The organism is Paenibacillus sp. FSL R5-0912, assembly GCF_000758605.1.
Classification (GTDB): domain Bacteria; phylum Bacillota; class Bacilli; order Paenibacillales; family Paenibacillaceae; genus Paenibacillus_AQ.
The window spans coordinates 286885-307356 of sequence record NZ_CP009282.1 but is presented as its reverse complement, the minus strand read 5'-3'; the positions used below and the strand labels follow the sequence as shown (position 1 = coordinate 307356).

The window sequence follows — 20472 nt, the reverse complement described above, 5'->3', positions numbered from 1 at the left end:
TGCTGGTTCAGCGAATGAGAATACCCGGTATCCGGCAAGCGGCCGCTGGGACTGCCTGCTATGAATACCGGGCGTGCTATGGCCTTAGCTGCTTATTTGGCGGCCAGGAAAGCATCCAGTTGCGTTTGAATTTCTGTAATCACAGCATCCAGGCCTGCGGCCTTCAGCTTGCTGTTCATTTCCTTCAGGACCGGTTCAGGGTCCTTTTCCCCGGAGTACAGGGTGTTCTTATATTGCTTCGTAATATTGATCAGTGCGCCGATCTGCGACTGCACCTTGGTCGAATCGAAGACAAAGCCGATGACCGGTGAAACGGCAGAGTTCTTGTTCCAGTCGGTGTACAGCTGTACGCGGTTAGGATCTTCGTCTTTGTTCAGGTAGTTCAGCAGAACATTGCCGATCATCCAGGAAGATACGGAGTTGTAGCCGCTGTCCGGAATGAACTCCACCGTGTTGTTCTCCAGCTTCTTATAATGCTTGCCCTCAATTCCGAAGGTCAGCAGGTTGTAGAGCACCGGATCGGTATGGATCAGGTTCATGAACATCATGGCCCGTTCAGGGTTTTTGGAGGTTCTGGAGATGGCGAGCATGGAGCCCTGCAGGCTCTTGGTGCTGACGCCAACCGGCAGCAGTGTCTTGATGATCATCGGCTTCTCGGCGAGCCGGGTCCAGTCATTGGTGGAGGTCGGATTCATATTGCCGTAGACGAACCAGGCCTTGCCGCTTTTGACCGCATCCTTCAGCTCGGTCTTGTCTGTGGCACCGTTCTTGTTAATATAGCCCGCTTCATACCAGCTGCGGATCAGCTTCAGCCGTTCCACCATTTCCGGCGTATCATATTCGTTGAATACCTTCATCGTTTTGTAATCGAGCAGTGTCGGAATTTCATTACTGCCGTCGAGGTCTTCACTTTCCGGATATGCGGTGAACCAGTTCAGACTGTCGGTATGATTCATGAACAGCGGGGAGAGAGTCGGTTCTTTCTCCTTAATCGTCTTCAGCATCGGTTCAATATCCTCCAGCTTCTTGATGCTGTTCACATCGAAGCCGTATTTATCGACAATCGCTTTGTCAAAAGCAAACCCGACAGACTGCCCCAGCTCCTTCTCTGTGGGAATCGCATACAAATGTCCGTTAACAGTAGCCGCCTGCAGGTATGCAGGATTGATTTGTGCCTTCGTTTCCTTAGCGTATTCCTCGATCAGCTCTTCCAGCGGCAGATACGCTCCCTTGGCGGCATTGGTCATGAAGTTCCAGGTATAGACCATATCGAACACTTCGCCGGACTGGATCATCAGGTTGACCTTATCGGCCGGTTTATCCCAGCTCAGCTGGTTAATCTTGATCGTGGCATTTATTTTATCCTTCAGATACGCATTGATCTCCTGCTCTACAGAAGCCACATCCTTATCCGGCCCGCCGGGCAGATAGAGCGACAGCTCCACCGGTTCCAGCGCATCTGGCGTTTCCGTCCCGGCCGCATCCGTTGCAGTGGCTTCCTTAGTGGCAGCCGGAGCCGCGGTGCTCTCCCCTGCCTTCTCCGAAGGAGCAGCGGTATTGTTGTTATTTCCGGAGCAGCCGGCTAGGGTGAACCCAACCATAAGTACAAGCGACAGCAGCAGACCCGTGACTTTTTTACCTGCCATACTTTGTTTCCTCCCCTTGATGGAACAATATATGCTAATCGGTTGATTCCGAGGTTAGCCTTTAATCGAGCCAAGCGTCAAGCCTTTGATGAAATACCGCTGGAAGAACGGATACGCGAGCACAATCGGACCAATGCCAATCAGCGCCATCGCCATGCGGATCGTTTCCCCCGGTAATTTGGCCAGCTCGGTGGCCGAGCCCTGAATGAGTGCGCCGTTGCGGCTCAGGTAATCCGCCTGGGAGATCATTTTGTACATCAGATATTGCAGGGAATAGAGGTCTGTATCGGTGATGAAGATCATGCTGTTGAACCAGTCATTCCAGTAATGCAGTGTATTGAACAGCCCAATCGTGGCGAATACCGGCAGGGACAGCGGAAACACAATCTGGAAGAACGTCCGCAGCTCCCCGGCCCCGTCGATGGTGGAGGCTTCGATCAGCGCAGGCGGTACACTCATCTGGAAATATGTTTTCATGATCAGCACATTGAACGGCGACAGCAGCATCGGCACGATGAGCGCCCAGATGGAGTTCTTGAGATCCAGCACTTGCGTATAGACCATATACCAGGGCACCAGCCCGCCGCCGAACAGCATGGTGAAGAAGATCAGGAAGGCGAAAAAGCCGCGGTATCTGAAATCGGTCCGTGAGATCGGATAAGCATACAGTGAAGAGATGAACACACTGACCAGCGTTCCGGTGATGGTGACGAAGAAGGATACGCCGTACGCTTTTAACACAACGCTGTAATCCTTGAAGATATACGCATAGGCTTCCAGGCTGAGCTTCTCCGGGATAAATTGATAGCCATTCAGCACAATGTAATCATAGTCGGTAATGGAAATCATGAAGACGAGCACAATCGGCAGCAGGCAGGTAATGGACAGGATGATAAAAATAACATGGAGAATGAGGTTGGTAAATCTGGATATTTCGTTATTAGCCACGGATTTCCACTCCTTTTTAGAATACCGCCTGGTCCTTGTCGACCTTGCGCACGATCCAGTTCGAGCCGAGGACCAGGAAGAAGCCGACCACCGATTGATACAATCCCGCTGCTGCGGACATGCCCAGGTTCCCCATATTAATCAGTGCGTTATAGACGTAGGTGTCGATGACCAGCGTGGTCGGGTACAGTGCTCCGGAATTCAGCGTGGTCTGGTAGAACAGCCCGAAGTCGGAGCGGAAGATCCCGCCGATGGCCAGAATCGTTGTGATGATAATGACCGGACGGATCAGCGGAATCGTGATATGCAGGATCTGCTTCCACTTGCTGGCGCCGTCGATCAGGGCCGCTTCATAGTATTCGTTGTCAATGCCGATGATGGCCGCCAGATAGATGACACAACCATAGCCCACCCCTTTCCAGAGGTTGATCAGCGGCAGAATGAACGGCCAATATTTCGGCTCGGAATACCAGTTCAGCTCATCCAGCCCGAACAGGGCGAAGATCCCTTTATTAATGAAACCGTATTCAACATTCAGAAAGGCGAACACCAGATAACTCACCACAACCATCGACAAGAAGTACGGGAAGAACATGATGCTCTGATAAAATTTGGCGGCCAGCTTATTCTTCAGCTCATTCAGGGCAATCGCGATGGACACGGCAATCACCAGGTTGAGAATAATAAACACAAAGTTGTAGAGCACCGTATTGCGGGTTATAATCCAGGCATCCGAGGTTGCGAACAGGAATCTGAAGTTATCCAGCCCCACCCACGGACTGCCGAGAATGCCGTCGACATAGTTAATATTCTTGAAGGCAATAATGATCCCGAACATCGGCAGATAATTATTGACCAGCAAAAAAAGCACACCCGGCAGCAGCATCAGCAGCAGAACTTTGTGCTTCAGCAGATGTCTCAGCATGGTGCCCCGCTTCGTGCTCCTGTGTACCGGCAGGCCGCTGCCTGCATCGGCTACGCTTCTCTTCTCCTCTGTAATCATTCCTTCCGCCTCCTGATTCCTTCAGCAGTCTCTCTCTTCCATGACTTAAGTGTAGCCGGAGAACGGCTGATGCTAAATAAGGCCATCTATAATAAAAGTTCAAAATCCTACGGAGTTTGGGATTGTGAGGTACCCGCCAGCACAAAAAGGACTCCCCCGAAGCCGCCACGGCCCGGGCAAGTCCCTAATCCTAAACGGGCTATTCTATTCCTGTCCCTTACTCAGCTGGCTCTCCAGACTCTCTGCCTTTAGGGGATGATGCGGATCAAAGTCAGGATAGATATACTCCTCGCGCTGAAAAGAGTACCCCGTATCCGCAATGTCGAGCATCTGATTCAGCCGCTCCGTTTCGCTGCGCAGCCCCTCGTCAAGCGGCCTCTCTCCCGAGAGAATCTGCAGATACAGCTGCATCCTCGGACGGTCCCCGGAATCACGCGGTTCCATGGATACCGTGCTCGGATCATATTGATCCATAATCTGCGGCGAGAGCGGATATATAGACTCAGCAGCAGTCGGAATAAATTCCTTGAAGTGCCCCAGCCCCGGCGCAAGACCCGGAACATCGAGAATACCATCCACCACCGGCAGGGCCAGCGCCTGCTGGAACAGAATGGTCAGGAATTCCCCGGACTGCAGGAATTTCCACACTTTAACCGCCGCCTCCCGGCTTGGCGCTGAATCATTCACTACCAGCGGAGAGTGCGGGATCATCATGAGCGCTCCGCCGTCCCGCTTGGAGGCGTCCGCCACGGGAGGCATTGCAACTCCCCAATCGTCCTTCGGCATATATTCCTGCAGCTTTACATAATCTTTGCTGGTGGCGTACATCATGCCGATATTGCCGTCCGCGAACTGCCGCAGGGCACTATCACGCTTAAGCAGTGCCTCACCCGGATACAGACTCCCCTCACGCTTCATGTCCAGCACCATTTGCAGCCAGAATCTGTATACACTCAGCTCATAACGCCCGGTCTGGTAATTATAAAGATAGTAACCGCTAGAGGTATTGGAGATTTCAAGACCGGTCTGCAGGCTATCCTGGCTGTCTCCTGCAGGAAGCGCGAAGCCATATTTATTCACGCCCTCTCCTGCCTGGCTGATCCGGGCGGCAGCCTCTTTCACCGCTTCGAAGGTAAGCGGCGGCGGCTCCGGGTCAAGTCCCGCATCGCGGAACAGCTGCTTGTTGTAGAGGAGACGCACGGTATCGACACTGGAGGGCATGAAGTAGATCCCCCCTCTGAACAAAGAACTGTGTGCATAATTCCTGGCCCATGCCGGGAATCTGCTTAAGTCAGCAGTGTTCAGCTCTGCGGACAGATTAGCCAAATACCCTTTGTTCACATAGGTAGCCAGCCAGGTATTATCCACACTGAACACATCCGGACCCTGTCCCGAGGTCATCAGCATATTTAAGGTGTCATCGTAGACATCTGCAGCGATATCCATAACGTTAATCTCGATATGATCGGGATTGGTTTTGTTATATTGACTGATGGCATTCTTCACTTCCAGGTTCTCCGTCCAGTCATACAGGGCAATCTTTATCCGGATGGGCTGCACCGGTGCTTCCGCAGGATCCGGGCGGAAGTCCACCAGCAGCGGACGGTCATAAGCAATGGCATACGCTGCAGTCCCGCATAATAGTAAGGCAAGGATATAGAACAGGAACCGTTTCATCTTGCACCTCCTGCGTTGACATCAAGACTCGTTGCGTTTTACAATGTATACCAGCTATTGATTGGTATTTTCCACCAATACCCGATAAATGGCAAGCCGCAAATATCGGGACGCCGGGGAGGGCTCCAATGAGGAAGCTGTATGATACGTTGTCGCGGACCCTCTTCTTGTATAATTTCAGCATCCGCAGCCGGCTGATTCTCTACTTCCTGTTCCTCGTCCTGCTTCCGACAACCATTATATCGGTGACGGTATATAACAAATCAGCCGATATTATCACCCGCAATGTTAATACATCCATTGAGAACAACTTCAATCTCGTTCAGGACAATCTGGCCCAGCGGTTCGAGGCCGCCAATAAATCCATGGTATCGCTCTATCTTAATTCAGAATTCGCTGACCTCATCTCCTCTAACCGGCCCACAGACAGCAGCGGAATCATTAATGAGCTGGCTGCCCTAAGCAAAATTCTCGAGAACTTCCCCGCGAACGGTACGTCTGGAAGCAGCTTTGTCCCTATGCTCTATATGCTGAACCGCCCGGAATATACCCAATATAACTTCTCCAGACGCGTATTCAATATCGATCTCATCTCTCTGAAGCCCTGGTATCTGGGCATTCCGGCCCAATCCGATTTCACTGTCGTCGGACTCAGCTCTCTGGATTCCAAGTACACCCTCAAATTCGCAAGGCGTCTGTTCGGCATCCGGCATGCCCAGCTGCCCTTTGTCGGACTTCTGACCATCGACATTCCTGTAGCTGAATTCGGCACACTGCTGGAGCATTACAAGCCTACGCCCGGCAGCAAGGTCTATATCGCAGACGGAACCGGCACGATCGCCATCAGTCCGGAGCCGGCCTTGATCGGGCAGAACATCAACACACAGGACTACTACAGCAAGATGAACGCTCCGGCTGCCGGTTCAGCGGGTCTGCATTCTTTTCACCAGATGATCGGCGGCGAGAATATGCTTGTCTCCTACCGGACCATCGACAACACCGGCTGGACCATTCTCTCGTTCTCTCCTGTCCGTGAGCTTAACGGAGAATTAGCCGCCTTCCGCCGGGTGATGTATATCGTGATCGGCATCTGTATGCTGGTCTCGCTCATGATGGCCCTGCTGCTGTCAGAGAATATCTCAGCGCCGATCCGTAAGTTCATCCAGTCGATGTCGCATGCCGAAAGTGGAAATTTCAACATTACCATCCGCTACAGGCGCAAGGATGAATTCGCCTACTTGTTCAACCGCTATAACAAGCTGCTCCAGCAGATTAAGGCGCTGATTGACAAGCTCTATGTGACCGAGCTGCGCAAGAAAGAAGCCGAGCTCCAATCCCTGCAGGCCCAGATCAACCCGCATTTTCTCTACAACACCCTGGATTCGATCAACTGGATCGCCATCAATCACGATATTCCAGAGATCAGCAATATGGTTACCTCCCTCTCGGATTTCTTCAGGTACAGCCTGAGCAAGGGACGGAATATCATCCCGCTCCGCGATGAGCTGCGGCAGGTGGAGAGCTATCTGGAGATTCAGCAGTTCCGTTTCCGGGATAGGCTGGAATATGAACTCGAGGAGACGGACCCCAAGCTGCTGGAGGAATGCCTGGTGGTCAAGCTCAGCCTGCAGCCGCTGGTTGAGAATGCCCTGATTCATGGCATTCAGCAGCGGCGGGGTCAAGGCAGAATCCGCATCAGAGTCGAGACTTCACAGGAGATTCTCAGCGTCTCGGTGTTTGACGACGGCGTGGGGGCAGACCCGGAGCGGCTGAACCTGCTGCTAACCCATCCGCAGCCGGGCAACCAGTCCTATGGTATCCGCAATGTGCATATGAGAATTCAGCAGTTTTTTGGAGAGTCTTACGGAATCCGCTATTACGCTAATACCGAGGATGGCTGCGGCCTGCTGGCGGTGATCCGGTTTCCGGTGGTGACTACATGGGATGAGGTGAGTGAAGATGTTAACGATGATCGTAGCGGATGATGAGCCGTTTATCCGCAGCAGCCTGATCCACGTATTCAAATGGCAGGAAGAATTCGGAATTGAGATTATAGGGGAGGCATCTGACGGACTGGAGGCCTATGAATTATGCCTGAAGCTTACGCCGGATATTCTGTTCACCGATATTATGATGCCGCTGATGGGCGGTCTGCAGGTGGCGGAGAAGCTGCGGGCAGCAGGCAGTCCTACCCGGATCATTATTATCAGCGGCGCCCAGGACTTCTCCTATGCCCGGGACGCGCTGAAGGTGAGTGCCGAGGGATATATTCTGAAGCCGGTGAAATTAACCGAGGTCCGTGAGGTCTTCCATCAGGTTGTCGCTAAGCTTAAGGGAGAACGTGAGCATCAGATGGATGTGGAGCAGCTGAGGAAGCAGCTGCAGGACAGCATGCCGGTGATCCGCGACAAGTTCCTGCAGAATCTGATTGCCGGCCTATACCGGAACGAGGATGAAATTTGGCAGAAAATCAATTATTTCGCCCTTCCCTTCAAGCGGGGGACAGCTTTGACTGCCTGTGTACTGCAGCTGGATGAATACCAGAGCGCAGTGGACAAATTCTCGGAGGAATACAAGCAGCTGCTTTACTTTTCCATTCAAAATATTATCAACGAGTGTCTGGTCAGCCACCCGTGCTCTATCAGCTTCGTCGCCAGCGAGAACGAGTTCATTATGCTTTTCTGCCCGGCAGACGTTCCCTCGCCCTCTTCCATCTCAGAAGTATGCGGGCAGATCATCAGTAATATCCGCAAGTATCTGCGGCTGGATGCCTCGGCCGGCATTGGCAGAGCTTGTCCCCTGGCCGGCCAGCTGGAGGACTCATACAAGGATGCGCTGGCCGCGCTGGTGTACACATTCTATACCGGGCACGGCTCTGTCCTCTACATTAAGGATATCCAGCCGGAAACGGAGACACTGGAGAGCACTTACTTCTATAAATTCCAGGCCAAGCTCATGAATGAACTGAAGGCAGGCCATACGGGCACCGTCATGGAGCTGATGGAGCAGCTGTTCACCAGACTGGCCGGGCCCAAGCTGCAGATTGAGTATGTGCAGAGTATCTGTGCCGAGATGATCTTCACCTCCGCCAGGGCCCTGTATGAGATTGATAAGGATACCCGGCTGGTACTGAGTGACCGAATTACAATTATGGATAAGCTGTACCTTCATAAGAATATTACCGGCTTGAAGGCGTATATGCTGTCGCTTTTTCATGACTTAAGTGCATATGTAGCAGGCAAGAACACCTCCAAGAACAGCCGGATCATCACCAGAATCCATTCTATTATCCAGGAAGGCTACGCCTCTGAGCTCTCCATTTCCAGAATTGCCGAGGAGGTATTCCTGACGCCTAACTATATCAGTCTGATCTTCAAGAAGGAGACCGGCGAGACGATTACCGACTACATTACCCGGATCCGTATAGGTAAAGCGAAGGAGCTGCTGACAAGCACAGACCTGAAAGTAATGGAGATTTCCGAACTCGTGGGCTATGAGAATCCCCATTACTTCAGTACGGTTTTCAAAAAAACCGTTGGCCTGCACCCGCTTAAATACCGCTCTGAACAAAATCAGTGATGCTGATCTCTATCTGATGATATAGGATCTGACGCCTATTCTGGAGTAGATGGCCGTGTTGGCTTTGCGATTCCCGGATACCGGCAGGTTAGAGCGCGTTGTTAATGTAGCTATATAGGCAAAGTCAGGGTGAAGCCCCTCATCCGCCAGGTAGGCCGAAGTCCGGCTGCCCGGTACTCTTTCCTTGTTGAGCGAAGCGATCATCTCGGAGGCGCTCTTAATACCCAGCCCGTGCCCGTAGAAGCGGTCATTCGACAGCATAATCGCATTCTCTCCCTGCCACTCCGGCTTATCCGGATCATGATCGGGATTCTTGAAATAGACTACATCCCCCGGCTGTAATTCTGCTAGATTGAAGGTGGTGATCATCTTCAGATTGCTGTCATAGTTCCAGTCCCACAGGTACAGATCGGTGAAATAACGGTCGAAGGCATTCTCCCCGATCATACTGATGGTCGCTCTATATAGAATCATTACCATCGCCATTGCGCATTCAAAAGCATACAGCTGTCCATTTACAAAAATATCATTGATTGCTGCAGAAGGACTAACCCCTGCCTTCAATTCAAAACCGCCGCCCGCCGTACGATTCCAATATCTTGGATTGCAGCGGGAGTTCTTGAATGTCGAGAAGTCCGTCCCCCCGGCGTTCATTGATCTGGCTGCCGCGATAATCTCCCCACGCATTTTAATCTCGAATGCCGGATTCGCAGGAGCCGTGTATCCATACCCCATCCTGCTTCCCCCCTTCATCTTCTTGTCATGAAATATAGGTTATTGTACGTGTCGGGCCGCATATTGGTGCGTGGGAGTTTGCGCTCAGCACAAAAAGGTTACGGTAGGCTTCAAAGTAATTTCAAAAGCACGACCCCAAATATAAGCGGGATCATGGTAATGAAGTGTTGCACTGGCATATTCCGCAAATAACCAGGCTGCTCCGTTAATCTGACGGATACTGCAGGCCGGTTCAGGACTGCCGATAAGGAATGCATTCGTCCCGGCAAGGGTGGCTGTATGTGTCTGCATCCGCTCTCTCAGCAGGGCTTGTAAATGTGAGTAATCTTTCGCACTATTAAACAAACGCATATTTTGATCTGCAATCGCAGCAACATTATCATATAACGAATGGGATCTTGAATATTCCCGGATTTCACCTATAGCCAGTCTTTTGTAATAGTAATCTTTCAAGAAGCGTTTGAATAAAAGCGACCCGTGAGCGTTAACAGCAGAGCTGAGCGCCGCCGCATCTGTCTCCGTAACCAAAAATGCATACCGGGCCTGGCCCATGCCCAGCGCTATCCCGATTTTGTTACCCGGCGTATTCCAGCCGCTATATCCTAATATACTTCCGGTATGCCGGCTGCCCAGCAGGCTTTCAGTTACAGTTACATCCGCTGCACCGCTGCCGACAAAATCAATCACTACAGACAGAACACCATTGGCGTGGTTAGCTGCAAGGCGGTTGACCGCAGCCGGCGTCTGATCCGCAGCGGTAACTGCGATAATCTCCAAGGCTGCTGAACCGCTCTCAGACTCAGACGCTGCACCCACAATGTCCACATGACGCAGAATGTTCTGATGTACGTCCATATATTCATACGGACTCGTAATGGTAGAGCCATGGGGTCCGAAGTATTGAACGGCACACTCCGTCTTCGCCCCGTTACGATAGAGCTGATTCGCCATACGTGCCAATAACGCCTGTCCCAGTCCGTCTGCATCCGGCAGAATGATTGCACGCTCCGGATTTTGACCATTCATGCCGCCGAGCCAGCGATTAATGCACTCTTCTACAAAGTGAATCTCGTTAATCTGCACTCCCTGAGTATTGGCATCATCCACACCTACCACGAGAAAATCAATAGCTCCCTCCTGCGCGAGCTTTTCCAGAATGTAATGGTTCGTTTTGAACTTATGCCGTCTCGTATTGTAATACTGTTCTTTATCGAAAGTGGCCGTGCTGCCATAGGAACCTGCTGGAGACAGGTTATATCCGCTGAGAATCTCGGCAAACTGCGTAAAGCTTCTTCGCGGCTGAAGCATGAAATTGCGTGATTCTGTATAGGCCGCCAAGTTCAGACCTTCTGCAAAAGACGTTGTAGCCAGCCTCATAATCGTATCCAGCACATACACCGGCTTGTCCGGATAAGTCTGCTTCACTAAACGGATCACTTCCAGCAGGTTCGTGATCTCAGGATCGTAGGCCGGATAAGCTCCCCCTGCGTCCGCCCGGAGACGGCGGCTTCCGATCAGGCCCCCGTAGGCAAGCATATCAGTAGAGATGATAAAGCCGTCTGCAGACGCTGCATGATGAAGAATAAATTTCCGGATACGGGCGGTGTCCCCATATACCGGTGAAGATGTCGTTAATAACGTTGTCCCCGATGAAGTCTTGTGCGAATCCAGACGATTTCTAAGATCGGTTACATGCGGGGTGATTACATGAATTCCTGCCGATTTCCCTTGAGTAATAACATCGTCCAGATTGACGGGTCTATCATCCAATGGTACGTACAGCACCTTCTTCATTTGTATCCAGCTCCCTCTGAGTTGCAGATAGGCCCGGGCAGAAGGGGAAGAGAAACAAATGGATCTCTTCCCACATCCATTTCGTTTTTCTTTGTTTAGAGCCTTCACTTATAAGGTAATTTAGTCAGATAAAATACAACCAAAAAATAAAAAAATATTAAATTTCCCATTATTGGCATCCATCTAAGGCTGGAATCTCCGCTTTTTGACAACATACAGGCTGGAACAAACCTTACTCAGGCTTCCGAGAACAAAATAATGATTGAGCAGCTCACAGAAGGCCTGCCTGCTTTTGAAAAATCAATCTTATATAACCTCTATCTGAAAGGGTACAGCGAAGCGGAGGTCGCCAAGCAATTCAATATGAGCCAACAGGCGGTGAGCAAATGGAAAAAGAAGATCATCCACGCCTCCTGGAACCAGCCATTCACCTGCGCGGTCTCCTCAGTCAGAATTTCGAGATAAATGGAGGTGCGGTAATCTGTTTCCTTCAGGCTCTTGCCTGTAATCTCGGCGATCCGGTTCAGCCGGTACTTTAATGTGTTGGTATGGATATGCAGAAAGGCGGCCGATTCCTTCAGATTGCCGTTCAGCGTTAGGTAGACGGCAATGGTCTTGAGGAAATCGCTCTTATACTCGCGGAGTTCGAATAACTTCAACAATTCCTGGAAATGAATTCATTCTTAGCACTATCAAATTTGTATGTGATATTGAGATTACATACATATGCGAAAGATTCGCCAACTGATCCTAAAAGGTTTAATTTAGCGGAAGAGGAATAGAGGCTTGGGCCGCGAATGCATTGGTCAAGACTTTTACCATTGAGCTGAGGGAGCGGGCTGATCATGCGCTGTTTGGTGGATATGAGGAATGCCGCATGAGTAAAGACGTTTCCAAGTTATAGTATAGGATATTTTTGTGCATATATGCTTGGGAACACTTAAAGCATTATCCAAAGCTTTTGGATAAATTCAGCAGACCATTGCCTTCAATGATATATTCTGCAGAACCTAGGTGAAAAGCTTGATAAACTAGATCGTTCTGTCAATGAACTTAATGAAACATTCAAGAAGATTAAGGATTAAGCATAGTCGTCATTCAATAAAGAGCCAGCCTGTTCCATGATGTTCGATATCGGACTTCAATGATCAGGCTGCTTTGTATTGCTTGAATCCCTACTCAGAATAGACTGCTGGAGTGATTAATGTTATGATTTTACATAATTAGGAATTTAAAGAGAGGGTTGAAGCTTGATGAACGCCAGATTATTCCGAAATATAGCGGTAATTACATTTTGTGTGGCCGTTCTCCTGTTCATCATCGATACGGTTTTTGTTTTTGATTATCCCTGGTTCAACGGAACTGGTATAATATCCACTTTTGTACTACCTCCTGTGGGGATATTGTCTGCTGTGCTAGCTTACCGGAAAACTGAATCAAGAATTGACGGTTTACTTATATTTGCCAACATATCTGCCCTGTTTATCTATTTCGCCTTTATGTTTATCGGTACTCTATTGCTCGGCCCCTGACTGTAAGCACAAAGAAGCAAGGATAGGATGATAATACATCCTGGTCCTTGCTTCTCTAGTTATATAGAGCTATTATGAGCAGGCACCGGCTACTTGAGCAGCGATGAAATAAGCTCTGACTGCGAAGACAGCCCAGCCGCTCATACCATTCATGCATTCGAGAACCTTAACATCACAGAAGCAACTGACAGAAAACAGGCGGAATGGATTGGTTTTTTTTATATTTTCTTAGATAATATGTTCTATAGTTCAATCTATATTTGTGAAAATGGGAAGCAGAGGCCATTACTCCTTGAACCCAGGGGCCTCCTGGAACCAGCCATTCACCTGCGCGGTCTCCTCGGTCAGAATATCGAGATAAATGGATGTACGGTAATCCGTTTCCTTCAGGCTCCTGCCTGTAATCTCGGCGATCCGGTTCAGCCGGTACATTAATGTGTTGGTATGGATATGCAGAAAGGCGGCCGATTCCTTCAGATTCCCGTTCAGCGTCAGGTAGACGGCTAGGGTCTTGAGGAAATCGCTCTTATGCTCGCGGTCATGCTCCTTCAGCGGGTAGAGCAGAGCGCTGCGCCGTGTCCGGCTGCGTTTCTGCTCCAGAATGGCCGGAAGGTAGGCCCAGAAGCCAATCTCTTCATAGAGCAGCAGCTCACGGGCGTGATAAGGCAGCAGCTTCTTGATCTCCAGAATCTGCAGCGCTTCGCGGTAAGCCGCCGCCGCAGAAGTATATTCGCGGTAGCCCGGACTGCAGCCGGCTGTAAGCCTGCAGCCTTCGCTTGTGCCCATATCGCGGAGCAGCTTCTGCACGAACGAGGACAGCCGCTCCGTCCCTTCCACCGGAAATACAAACGAGAACAGAATAATCAGCCGGTTCTGCTCAGCAGTCTGGAACAGCAGCCGCTGTCCGGCATAGGCATCCATAATCCGGCGGAAATTCTGCAGGAAATGCTCATCCACCGGCTTGTCGCTCTCCAGTACCCCGATATAATAGCTCTCCGGCAGCAGAATGGAACCAGCCTCCGCCTCCTGGCGGATGCGCAGCTCACTCTCATAATGCGAGGTCAGCAGCTTCCAGAAGAAATCCTCGAACGTCTTCTCCTGCTTCATCTTCCAGCCCCGCTGCTTCAGCAGATAACGCCCGGCAATGCCTGCGGCTTTTTCGACAATTCGTTCGGCATGGCCTTCGGTGAGATTCCCGCGGTCGACCACCCAGATGTAGCCGAGAATCTCCTGCTGGTGTTTGATGCACATGGCTAAGCGGGGGCCCAGACCCACCTCCATGACTGCGGGAATGCGGATGGGATGGCTGGTATTCTCCAGATCATGCATGACCCCTTTCTTGCGGAGGCCTATAATCACCGTATTCGGAACTCTTTTGCCGATAATGGTCGAGATACGCGCCGGGTCGCTCTCAAACTGATGGGAGCTGTACCCGATCACATGATGGTTGCTGTCCTCAATCGTCACCTGCGACTGAAGCGATTCGCTGATGGTATCCGCCAGGGATTCCATGCTGTCAAAAAAACGGTCAAATGTTTGCTCTGATTCTGTCAATGTGCCCACCCCAACCTGAAGAATAACAGAAGCTTTAATCAATTTCGCTGTAGAAGTGATTACATTATATTACACCGCTTGGCAGTTGCCTATAGGAATATCCAAGAAATGCGGAGGAAACCTAACATGAACATTCAGCCTGCATAAAAATAGCCCGGCGATTGCCCGCCGGACTGTAAGGTGGTACCCCTCTACTCTTGTGTAAGTCTGTAAGCTCTATATGCTAGATCAGAGTGAACTCTTGTTCTACTGCTTTCTCTACCGTGAAGTACTCTTCCCCAAGAGCTTCTGCCACGGCTTGGCAGGTGATCTTTCCATTGGCTACGTTAACACCGCTCTTCAGGCCGGCATTGTCTTCGATCGCCTGGAACACGCCTTTATTTGCAATTTGCAGCGCATATGGAACCGTAACGTTGGTTAAAGCAATGGTCGAGGTTTTGGCCACGGCACCCGGCATATTCGCTACCGAGTAGTGCAGTACGCCATGTTTCTCGAATACAGGATGATCATGTGTAGTTACACGGTCAATCGTTTCTACGATACCGCCCTGGTCAATGGCCACGTCTACAATGACGGAGCCCGGCTTCATGGCTTTGACCATTTCCTCAGTAACCAGCTTAGGAGCTTTAGCGCCCGGAATCAGCACTGCGCCTACCAGCAGGTCTGCTTCAGCTACCGCTTTGGCAATATTATACGGATTCGAAATCAGGGTGCTGATCTGTGAACCGAAGATATCATCCAGCTGGCGGAGTCTGTCCGCGCTCAGGTCGACAATAGTAACCTCTGCGCCAAGGCCGATCGCCATCTTAGCTGCGTTAGTACCTACTACACCACCGCCGATAATACTAACCTTGCCGCGGCTTACACCGGGAACACCGGAGAGCAGAATGCCTTGTCCGCCGTAATTCTTCTGCAGGAACTGTGCACCGAGCTGTACAGACATGCGTCCGGCGACTTCGCTCATGGGTGTGAGCAGCGGCAGTGTACGTCCATCTACTACTGTTTCATAGCCGATGGCGAATACGCCTTTGTCTTTGAGGGCAGTTGCCAGGGCTGGTTCTGGAGCAAGGTGGAGATAGGTGAAAAGAATAAGGGCCGGACGGAAGTAACCATATTCACTTTCGAGCGGCTCTTTAACTTTCATTACCATTTCAGCAGCCGCCCAGACAGCTGCGGCTTCTGCGATCAGTTCTGCTCCGGCTGCGGCATATTCCTCATTCAGGAATCCGCTGCCTGCACCGGCTCCGGCTTCAACCAGTACTTTATGTCCATCGGCTACCAGACTTACCACTCCAGCAGGGGTAATCGCTACACGGTTTTCATTATTCTTAATTTCTTTAGGTACACCAATAATCATTGTTATTCGCTCCCGTCTTGTGTGGATCTCTTATGTAAAGAATCATAACATACGAGTTCCTGCCGCATTTTGGGTAAAAAGAAAAACTATATCTGCCATGATTGTGTTTTTACACAATGGGATGATATAACCGTGAGATAGAACGTTTCCTTGCACAGGAGCAGAATCCGGCCGGTGAAATGTAAAGTTATGTTCCATATTCTCAGGTTTTTTGTTACTTCTGAGGCATTTTGCGATCTGCTATTCTTGATTTGCAAGCCTATACAGTTATACAGGGAGGTTGTCGCTTTTGAAAAAAACACGCTGGATCGCCGGAATTACATCACTCGTTCTTATAATGGGCCTGGCTACAGGCTGCGGTAACAGCAGCAATTCATCTGCAGCCAATAATGAAAGCCCTGCCAAAGGCAATGGGGCAACATCTGCAAGCCCGGTAACCCTCAAAATGTGGGGCGGCGTTCCGCCGGAATCCGGCCCGCAGGAGGTCATTGATAACTGGAACAAGGAGCATCCCGAAATCCAGGTAGAATATGTACGCTATGTTAATGACGACGACGGGAACCTCAAGCTGGATACAGCCATGATTACCGGGCAGGATGTAGATTTATTCGTGAATTACACGATCTCCCATGCCTCCAAACGGGTAGAATCGGGCCTGGCGCTGGATCTAAGTACCTTTACCGATTACAATATCGACGAGAAAATGGGCGTTGACGCGGAGAGCTGGAAGATTGACGGCAAGTATTACGGCGTTCCCACTACCAAAAGCCCGTTCTTCATCGCGTTGAACAAAGAGGCTCTTGACGCGGCTAACCTGCCGGTTCCGAAGGAATGGACCTGGAATGAGCTGCGTGAATACGCGAAGAAGCTGAAGACCGGCGACCAGTACGGATTCATTCAGAATATGGAGCCGTTCGTGGACCCTATCGACTCCGTGCTCTCCCAGGAGGGCTACACTAAGGCGGACGGCACCTCCAATCTGGATCATCCGCTCGTCAAGCAGTGGCTGGAAACCCTGAACGGAATGATGAAGGACGATAAGACCACACCGCCGCTTGGCGAGCAATTGACGTCCAAAATGCCGGTCGAGCAGGTGTTCCTCAGCGGAGAGGTACCGATGCTCAATATCGGGGCGTGGCTGCTGCGCAGCTCGAATAACTTCACGGATTTCCCGCGTGATTTCACCATCGCCTTCGCGCCGGTACCCCGGCTCACCGAAGCTGCGGATGATTATGTGTCCCGCGGGGGATTAGGCGATTATATCTCCATTAATGCCAAGTCCAAGAAGCAGGAAGCGGCTTGGGAATTCCTGAAATGGTATTCCGATGGCGGCATGTCGCCGATGGCAGCAGGCGGAAGACTGCCGGCTTCGAAGGATGCCAATCAGGATGATGCGTTGAAAAGTCTCATTGGCGACAAAAGCGATTCCTACGATCTGGATTCCCTGATGTATGTCATGTTCGACAATCAGACGCCGACCTATGTACGCAGCCTGCCTCAGGAGGTTATGGATCTGCGCTCACAGGAATACGAGAAATACTTCCTTGATTCACAGTCGCTGGATCAGACGGTGCAGGCGATGGTAACCCGGCATAACGAGTATCTGAAGCAGAATAAGTAAAATTAGAAAAAGAAATAGAAGTTAAAATTGAGAAAGCACATGTATAACCAGGGGGGATTGCCATAGGATCAATGGCGCCTCCTTTTCTTTTTGTCAAGCAACAGCAATAGAACAAAACTACGCATTTGCAGCCTTCAACCAGCGCCCGCTGGAACAAAACCATGCAATTTAAGGTATTGGCTGTGCTGCTTTTTTATTATGCTATAATCTAAACCATAGAGACCCTTATCCTCCCGGACCGGGCAGGTGCAATTGTGTTTGGAGGTGCAGCCGTGTGTCAAAGCTCATGCGAATTCTGATTCCCCAGAAATTGAAATACCGCTTGTTTACCGCCTTTGTATGCCTGATTCTGCTGCCCTTCGGCGCATTGAATATGTATAACTACCAGCGCATTGAGACACTGGTCCAGAAGAAAATCAGCCAGCAAAGCCATTACCAGCTGGAGCAGATGTACCGCACGCTGGAGGATCAGATCAGCATCGCCTTCAAGACGCTGCTGTTCCTGAAGCAGGATGACACCGTCAAGTCCGTGCTGCTCCATCCCGGACAGCGTAATGAGCTGGAGAATAAACGGCTGATGGAGAATATTTTCAAGAACCTGAACAACAGCTTCTTCCTGTACAATCCTTCGGTCTATTTCATGATTCTGGACTTAACTGAAAGCGCATACACCTCTTATCCGCCTAAGGATTCGCTGATCTACTCGGATCTAAAGGCCAATCCCGGGTTCGACCGGGGCCAGATGAATACCAGCTCTTATCACTGGGTACCCAATGATACTAACTACGTGCTGCGCGATGTCTCCACCAGTGCCTATCTTCTATCCTTGTACGCTTATCTGGAGGATGCCCGGAACAAACCTTACGGGATGGCCCGGATCAGCATTGACTATACGTACTGGCTGCGCTCCATTCATAAGCAGTCGGATCTGGAGCAGCAGTATTTCCTGATTACCCGCTCGGGAGAAGATATCTCACAGTCCGTTCCGGGCAGTCTTTTATCTGCGAAGGTTAAGGCGGGATTCGCCGGGCAGCCCGGACAGCAGTATTTTATCGACAAGGATTCGAATTCGCTGATTAATTATATTTATGTCGAATCGCTGGACTGGTATATCGTCAACCGGATTCCGCTGTCTGTGCTGTTCGTGGAGATCGAAGGGCTGAAGCAGCAGTACTTTATTACGTTCTTTGTCCTGACGAGCATCTTCCTGATGATGACCTTCGTGATCGCTACGACCATCACACGCCCGTTGTCCCATTTGCAGAACAAGATGAAGGCGGCCGTGCAGAAGAGTCTCAAGATCCGCCTGCCGGAGCATAAATTCAGCGGGGAGATCCTGGATCTGACCCGGACCTTCAATACCATGCTTGACGATACTCACCTGCTGATCCAGAAGCTGAAGGCCGAGGAGCGCCAGAAGGAGGCTGTCCATTTCCAGATGCTGCTGGCCCAGACGAATCCCCACTTCCTGCTGAACACGCTGAATACAATTAAATGGATTGCCATCCGTGAGCACAATGAGGATATTACGAACATGACCCTGTCGCTCGGCAAGCTGCTGGAGGCCAGTCTGAATACCGATAAGGATCTGATCCATCTGAAGGATGAGATAGAGCTTGTTGAAGCCTATGTTCATATCCAGCAGGTCCGCTACGCCCACAAATTCGAATTAACCTGCCGCTATGACGAGGATGTTCTATATGCGCTGGTTCCCAAGCTCAGCCTCCAGCCGCTGGTCGAGAACGCCATTATTCACGGGATCAGCAGACTGCCCGGCAACGGCCTGATCGAGCTGATCGTACACCGCGAAGAGAACCGGCTGAGTGTAGAGATCAGGGACAACGGCGTAGGCATGGAGCAGGCAGGTTTGAACAAAGCCCCGCGCAAGCGTCCGGGCATCGGGTTGAGTAATATTCAGGAGCGGCTGCGGCTGCTGTTCAGGGAAGAAGGGACGCTGGAGGTTCTCTCCACCGGGGAAGGTGTCACTGTCCGCTTCACTATACCGCTTCTATTGTCTGCACCTTACGGCAACGGACATCCGGCTTAAGCGCATTTATACGGGAGGGAATCACACATGTGGAAAGTTCTGCTGGTTGAGGATGAGGTTTTTGTACGGGAAAGCGTCCGTGAGATCATTGCCTGGGAAGAGCTGGGGTTCATCGTCAGCGGAGAAGCGGGCAATGGTGCAGAAGCGCTGGAGATGATCCGGCAGGATGCTCCCGATCTGGTGATTTCGGATATTGTCATGCCGGAGATGGATGGTGTCGAGCTGCTGCGCAGAACCCGTGAAGAAGGATTCGATTCCCGCTTCGTGATGCTTACCTGCATGAGCGATTTCGAGAATGTACGGCAGGCGATGGAATACGGGGCCTCCAATTATATCCTGAAGCTGTCCATGAGTGTGAATTCACTCCGTGACACACTGCGCAAGATCAATAATGAATTGGTGAAGAGCCAGGAGAACCGCAAGGTAAGTGCCGGCCCGTCCAATTCTGCTGTTCCCCTGCCGCCGTTGCCTCATGAGGAGCTTACCAGCCATCCCGAGATTCAGAAGATCCTCCAGTATCTGCACGCCCATTATGATGAGGATATTACCGTCAAGTCGATGTCCCAGTATGTCATGATGGCCGAGAATTATGTCAGCACCCTGTTCAAAAAGAAAACCGGCCAGACCCTGATCCATTATCTGCATCAGATCAGGGTGGACCAGGCCATCCAGCTCCTGATCCACTCCGATCTGCCGGTATACGAGATTGGCAACCGGGTCGGCTTCGTTAACGATAACTATTTCATCAAAATTTTCAAACGCCTCACTGCGCAGACGCCGAGCCAGTACCGGCATACTCAGCGGCATAATACAGAATCCGTAAGCATATAGCTTGGCTCCAATAAATGCTTAGCTCTCCTATACAGCGGCCTTCCTTCCGGGAATGCCGCTGCTTGCTGTGGACAGGAATAGAACAAAACTAAGATAGCACCGCCCGCCGCCGCTCAGCAAATGTATATTTCTGTAGCATGAAGTCGTT

At 50.8% G+C, this 20472-nt stretch carries 14 protein-coding genes and 1 pseudogene; 6 read left to right on the top strand and 9 right to left on the bottom strand.

Going from position 1 to position 20472, the window contains the following annotated elements:
- Window positions 1-92: 92 nt before the first annotated feature.
- The 4 genes from R50912_RS01360 to R50912_RS01345 form a co-directional block, all read right to left on the bottom strand.
- Window positions 93-1646, bottom strand: a complete 1554-nt coding sequence (locus R50912_RS01360; protein WP_042231774.1) for an ABC transporter substrate-binding protein — start codon at window positions 1644-1646, stop codon at window positions 93-95.
- Window positions 1647-1700: 54 nt separating this feature from the next.
- Window positions 1701-2594 (bottom strand): carbohydrate ABC transporter permease, encoded by an 894-nt coding sequence (locus R50912_RS01355; protein ID WP_042231772.1) that lies wholly within the window; start codon window positions 2592-2594, stop codon window positions 1701-1703.
- A gap of 16 nt (window positions 2595-2610) precedes the next feature.
- Window positions 2611-3597, bottom strand: a complete 987-nt coding sequence (locus tag R50912_RS01350; protein ID WP_042231770.1) for an ABC transporter permease — start codon at window positions 3595-3597, stop codon at window positions 2611-2613.
- 204 nt (window positions 3598-3801) lie between these two features.
- Window positions 3802-5274, bottom strand: coding sequence for an ABC transporter substrate-binding protein (locus R50912_RS01345; protein WP_042231768.1), 1473 nt, complete (start codon window positions 5272-5274; stop codon window positions 3802-3804).
- 128 nt (window positions 5275-5402) lie between these two features.
- Between R50912_RS01345 and R50912_RS01340 the strand changes: the two genes are divergently transcribed.
- Window positions 5403-7259 (top strand): cache domain-containing sensor histidine kinase, encoded by a 1857-nt coding sequence (locus tag R50912_RS01340; protein WP_042231765.1) that lies wholly within the window; start codon window positions 5403-5405, stop codon window positions 7257-7259.
- Entirely contained in the window at window positions 7234-8853 is a 1620-nt protein-coding gene (locus R50912_RS01335; RefSeq protein WP_042231762.1) for a response regulator, read from the top strand. The genes R50912_RS01340 and R50912_RS01335 overlap by 26 nt, the downstream gene beginning before the upstream one ends.
- Before the next feature lie 9 nt (window positions 8854-8862).
- Here R50912_RS01335 and R50912_RS01330 read toward each other — a convergent pair whose 3' ends face one another.
- Window positions 8863-9588 carry a hypothetical protein gene (locus R50912_RS01330; RefSeq protein ID WP_052415896.1) on the bottom strand — a complete coding sequence of 242 codons (726 nt, stop codon included), beginning with the start codon at window positions 9586-9588 and terminating at the stop codon, window positions 8863-8865.
- A gap of 84 nt (window positions 9589-9672) precedes the next feature.
- On the bottom strand, window positions 9673-11382 hold the full coding sequence (locus R50912_RS01325) for a DUF4127 family protein (RefSeq protein ID WP_042231757.1): 1710 nt from the start codon (window positions 11380-11382) through the stop codon (window positions 9673-9675).
- A 258-nt stretch (window positions 11383-11640) separates the two neighbouring features.
- Between R50912_RS01325 and R50912_RS36375 the strand changes: the two are divergent.
- A pseudogene (locus R50912_RS36375) lies at window positions 11641-11742 on the top strand (sigma-70 family RNA polymerase sigma factor); the annotation flags it as partial.
- Here the strand turns inward: R50912_RS36375 and R50912_RS35780 are convergent.
- The 3 genes from R50912_RS35780 to ald all read right to left on the bottom strand — a co-directional run bounded on the left by R50912_RS35780 (window position 11700) and on the right by ald (window position 15825).
- Window positions 11700-12041: a PucR family transcriptional regulator gene (locus R50912_RS35780; RefSeq protein ID WP_042231754.1), complete on the bottom strand. Its 342-nt coding sequence runs from the start codon at window positions 12039-12041 to the stop codon at window positions 11700-11702. The pseudogene R50912_RS36375 and the gene R50912_RS35780 sit on opposite strands and share 43 nt — an antisense overlap.
- A 1158-nt stretch (window positions 12042-13199) precedes the next feature.
- On the bottom strand, window positions 13200-14468 hold the full coding sequence (locus tag R50912_RS01310) for a PucR family transcriptional regulator (protein WP_052415894.1): 1269 nt from the start codon (window positions 14466-14468) through the stop codon (window positions 13200-13202).
- Window positions 14469-14691: 223 nt separating this feature from the next.
- Window positions 14692-15825: an alanine dehydrogenase gene (gene ald / locus R50912_RS01305; RefSeq protein WP_042231749.1), complete on the bottom strand. Its 1134-nt coding sequence runs from the start codon at window positions 15823-15825 to the stop codon at window positions 14692-14694.
- 289 nt (window positions 15826-16114) lie between these two features.
- Here ald and R50912_RS01300 point away from each other — a divergent pair, with 289 nt between their 5' ends.
- The 3 genes from R50912_RS01300 (at window position 16115) to R50912_RS01290 (ending at window position 20324) form a co-directional block, all read left to right on the top strand.
- Entirely contained in the window at window positions 16115-17446 is a 1332-nt protein-coding gene (locus tag R50912_RS01300) for an ABC transporter substrate-binding protein (RefSeq protein WP_231637756.1), read from the top strand.
- 274 nt (window positions 17447-17720) lie between these two features.
- A complete protein-coding gene (locus R50912_RS01295) occupies window positions 17721-19493 on the top strand; it encodes a sensor histidine kinase (RefSeq protein ID WP_156122900.1) in 1773 nt (590 codons plus the stop codon).
- Between the two features lie 27 nt (window positions 19494-19520).
- Entirely contained in the window at window positions 19521-20324 is an 804-nt protein-coding gene (locus R50912_RS01290; protein WP_042231745.1) for a response regulator, read from the top strand.
- Window positions 20325-20472: the final 148 nt, after the last annotated feature.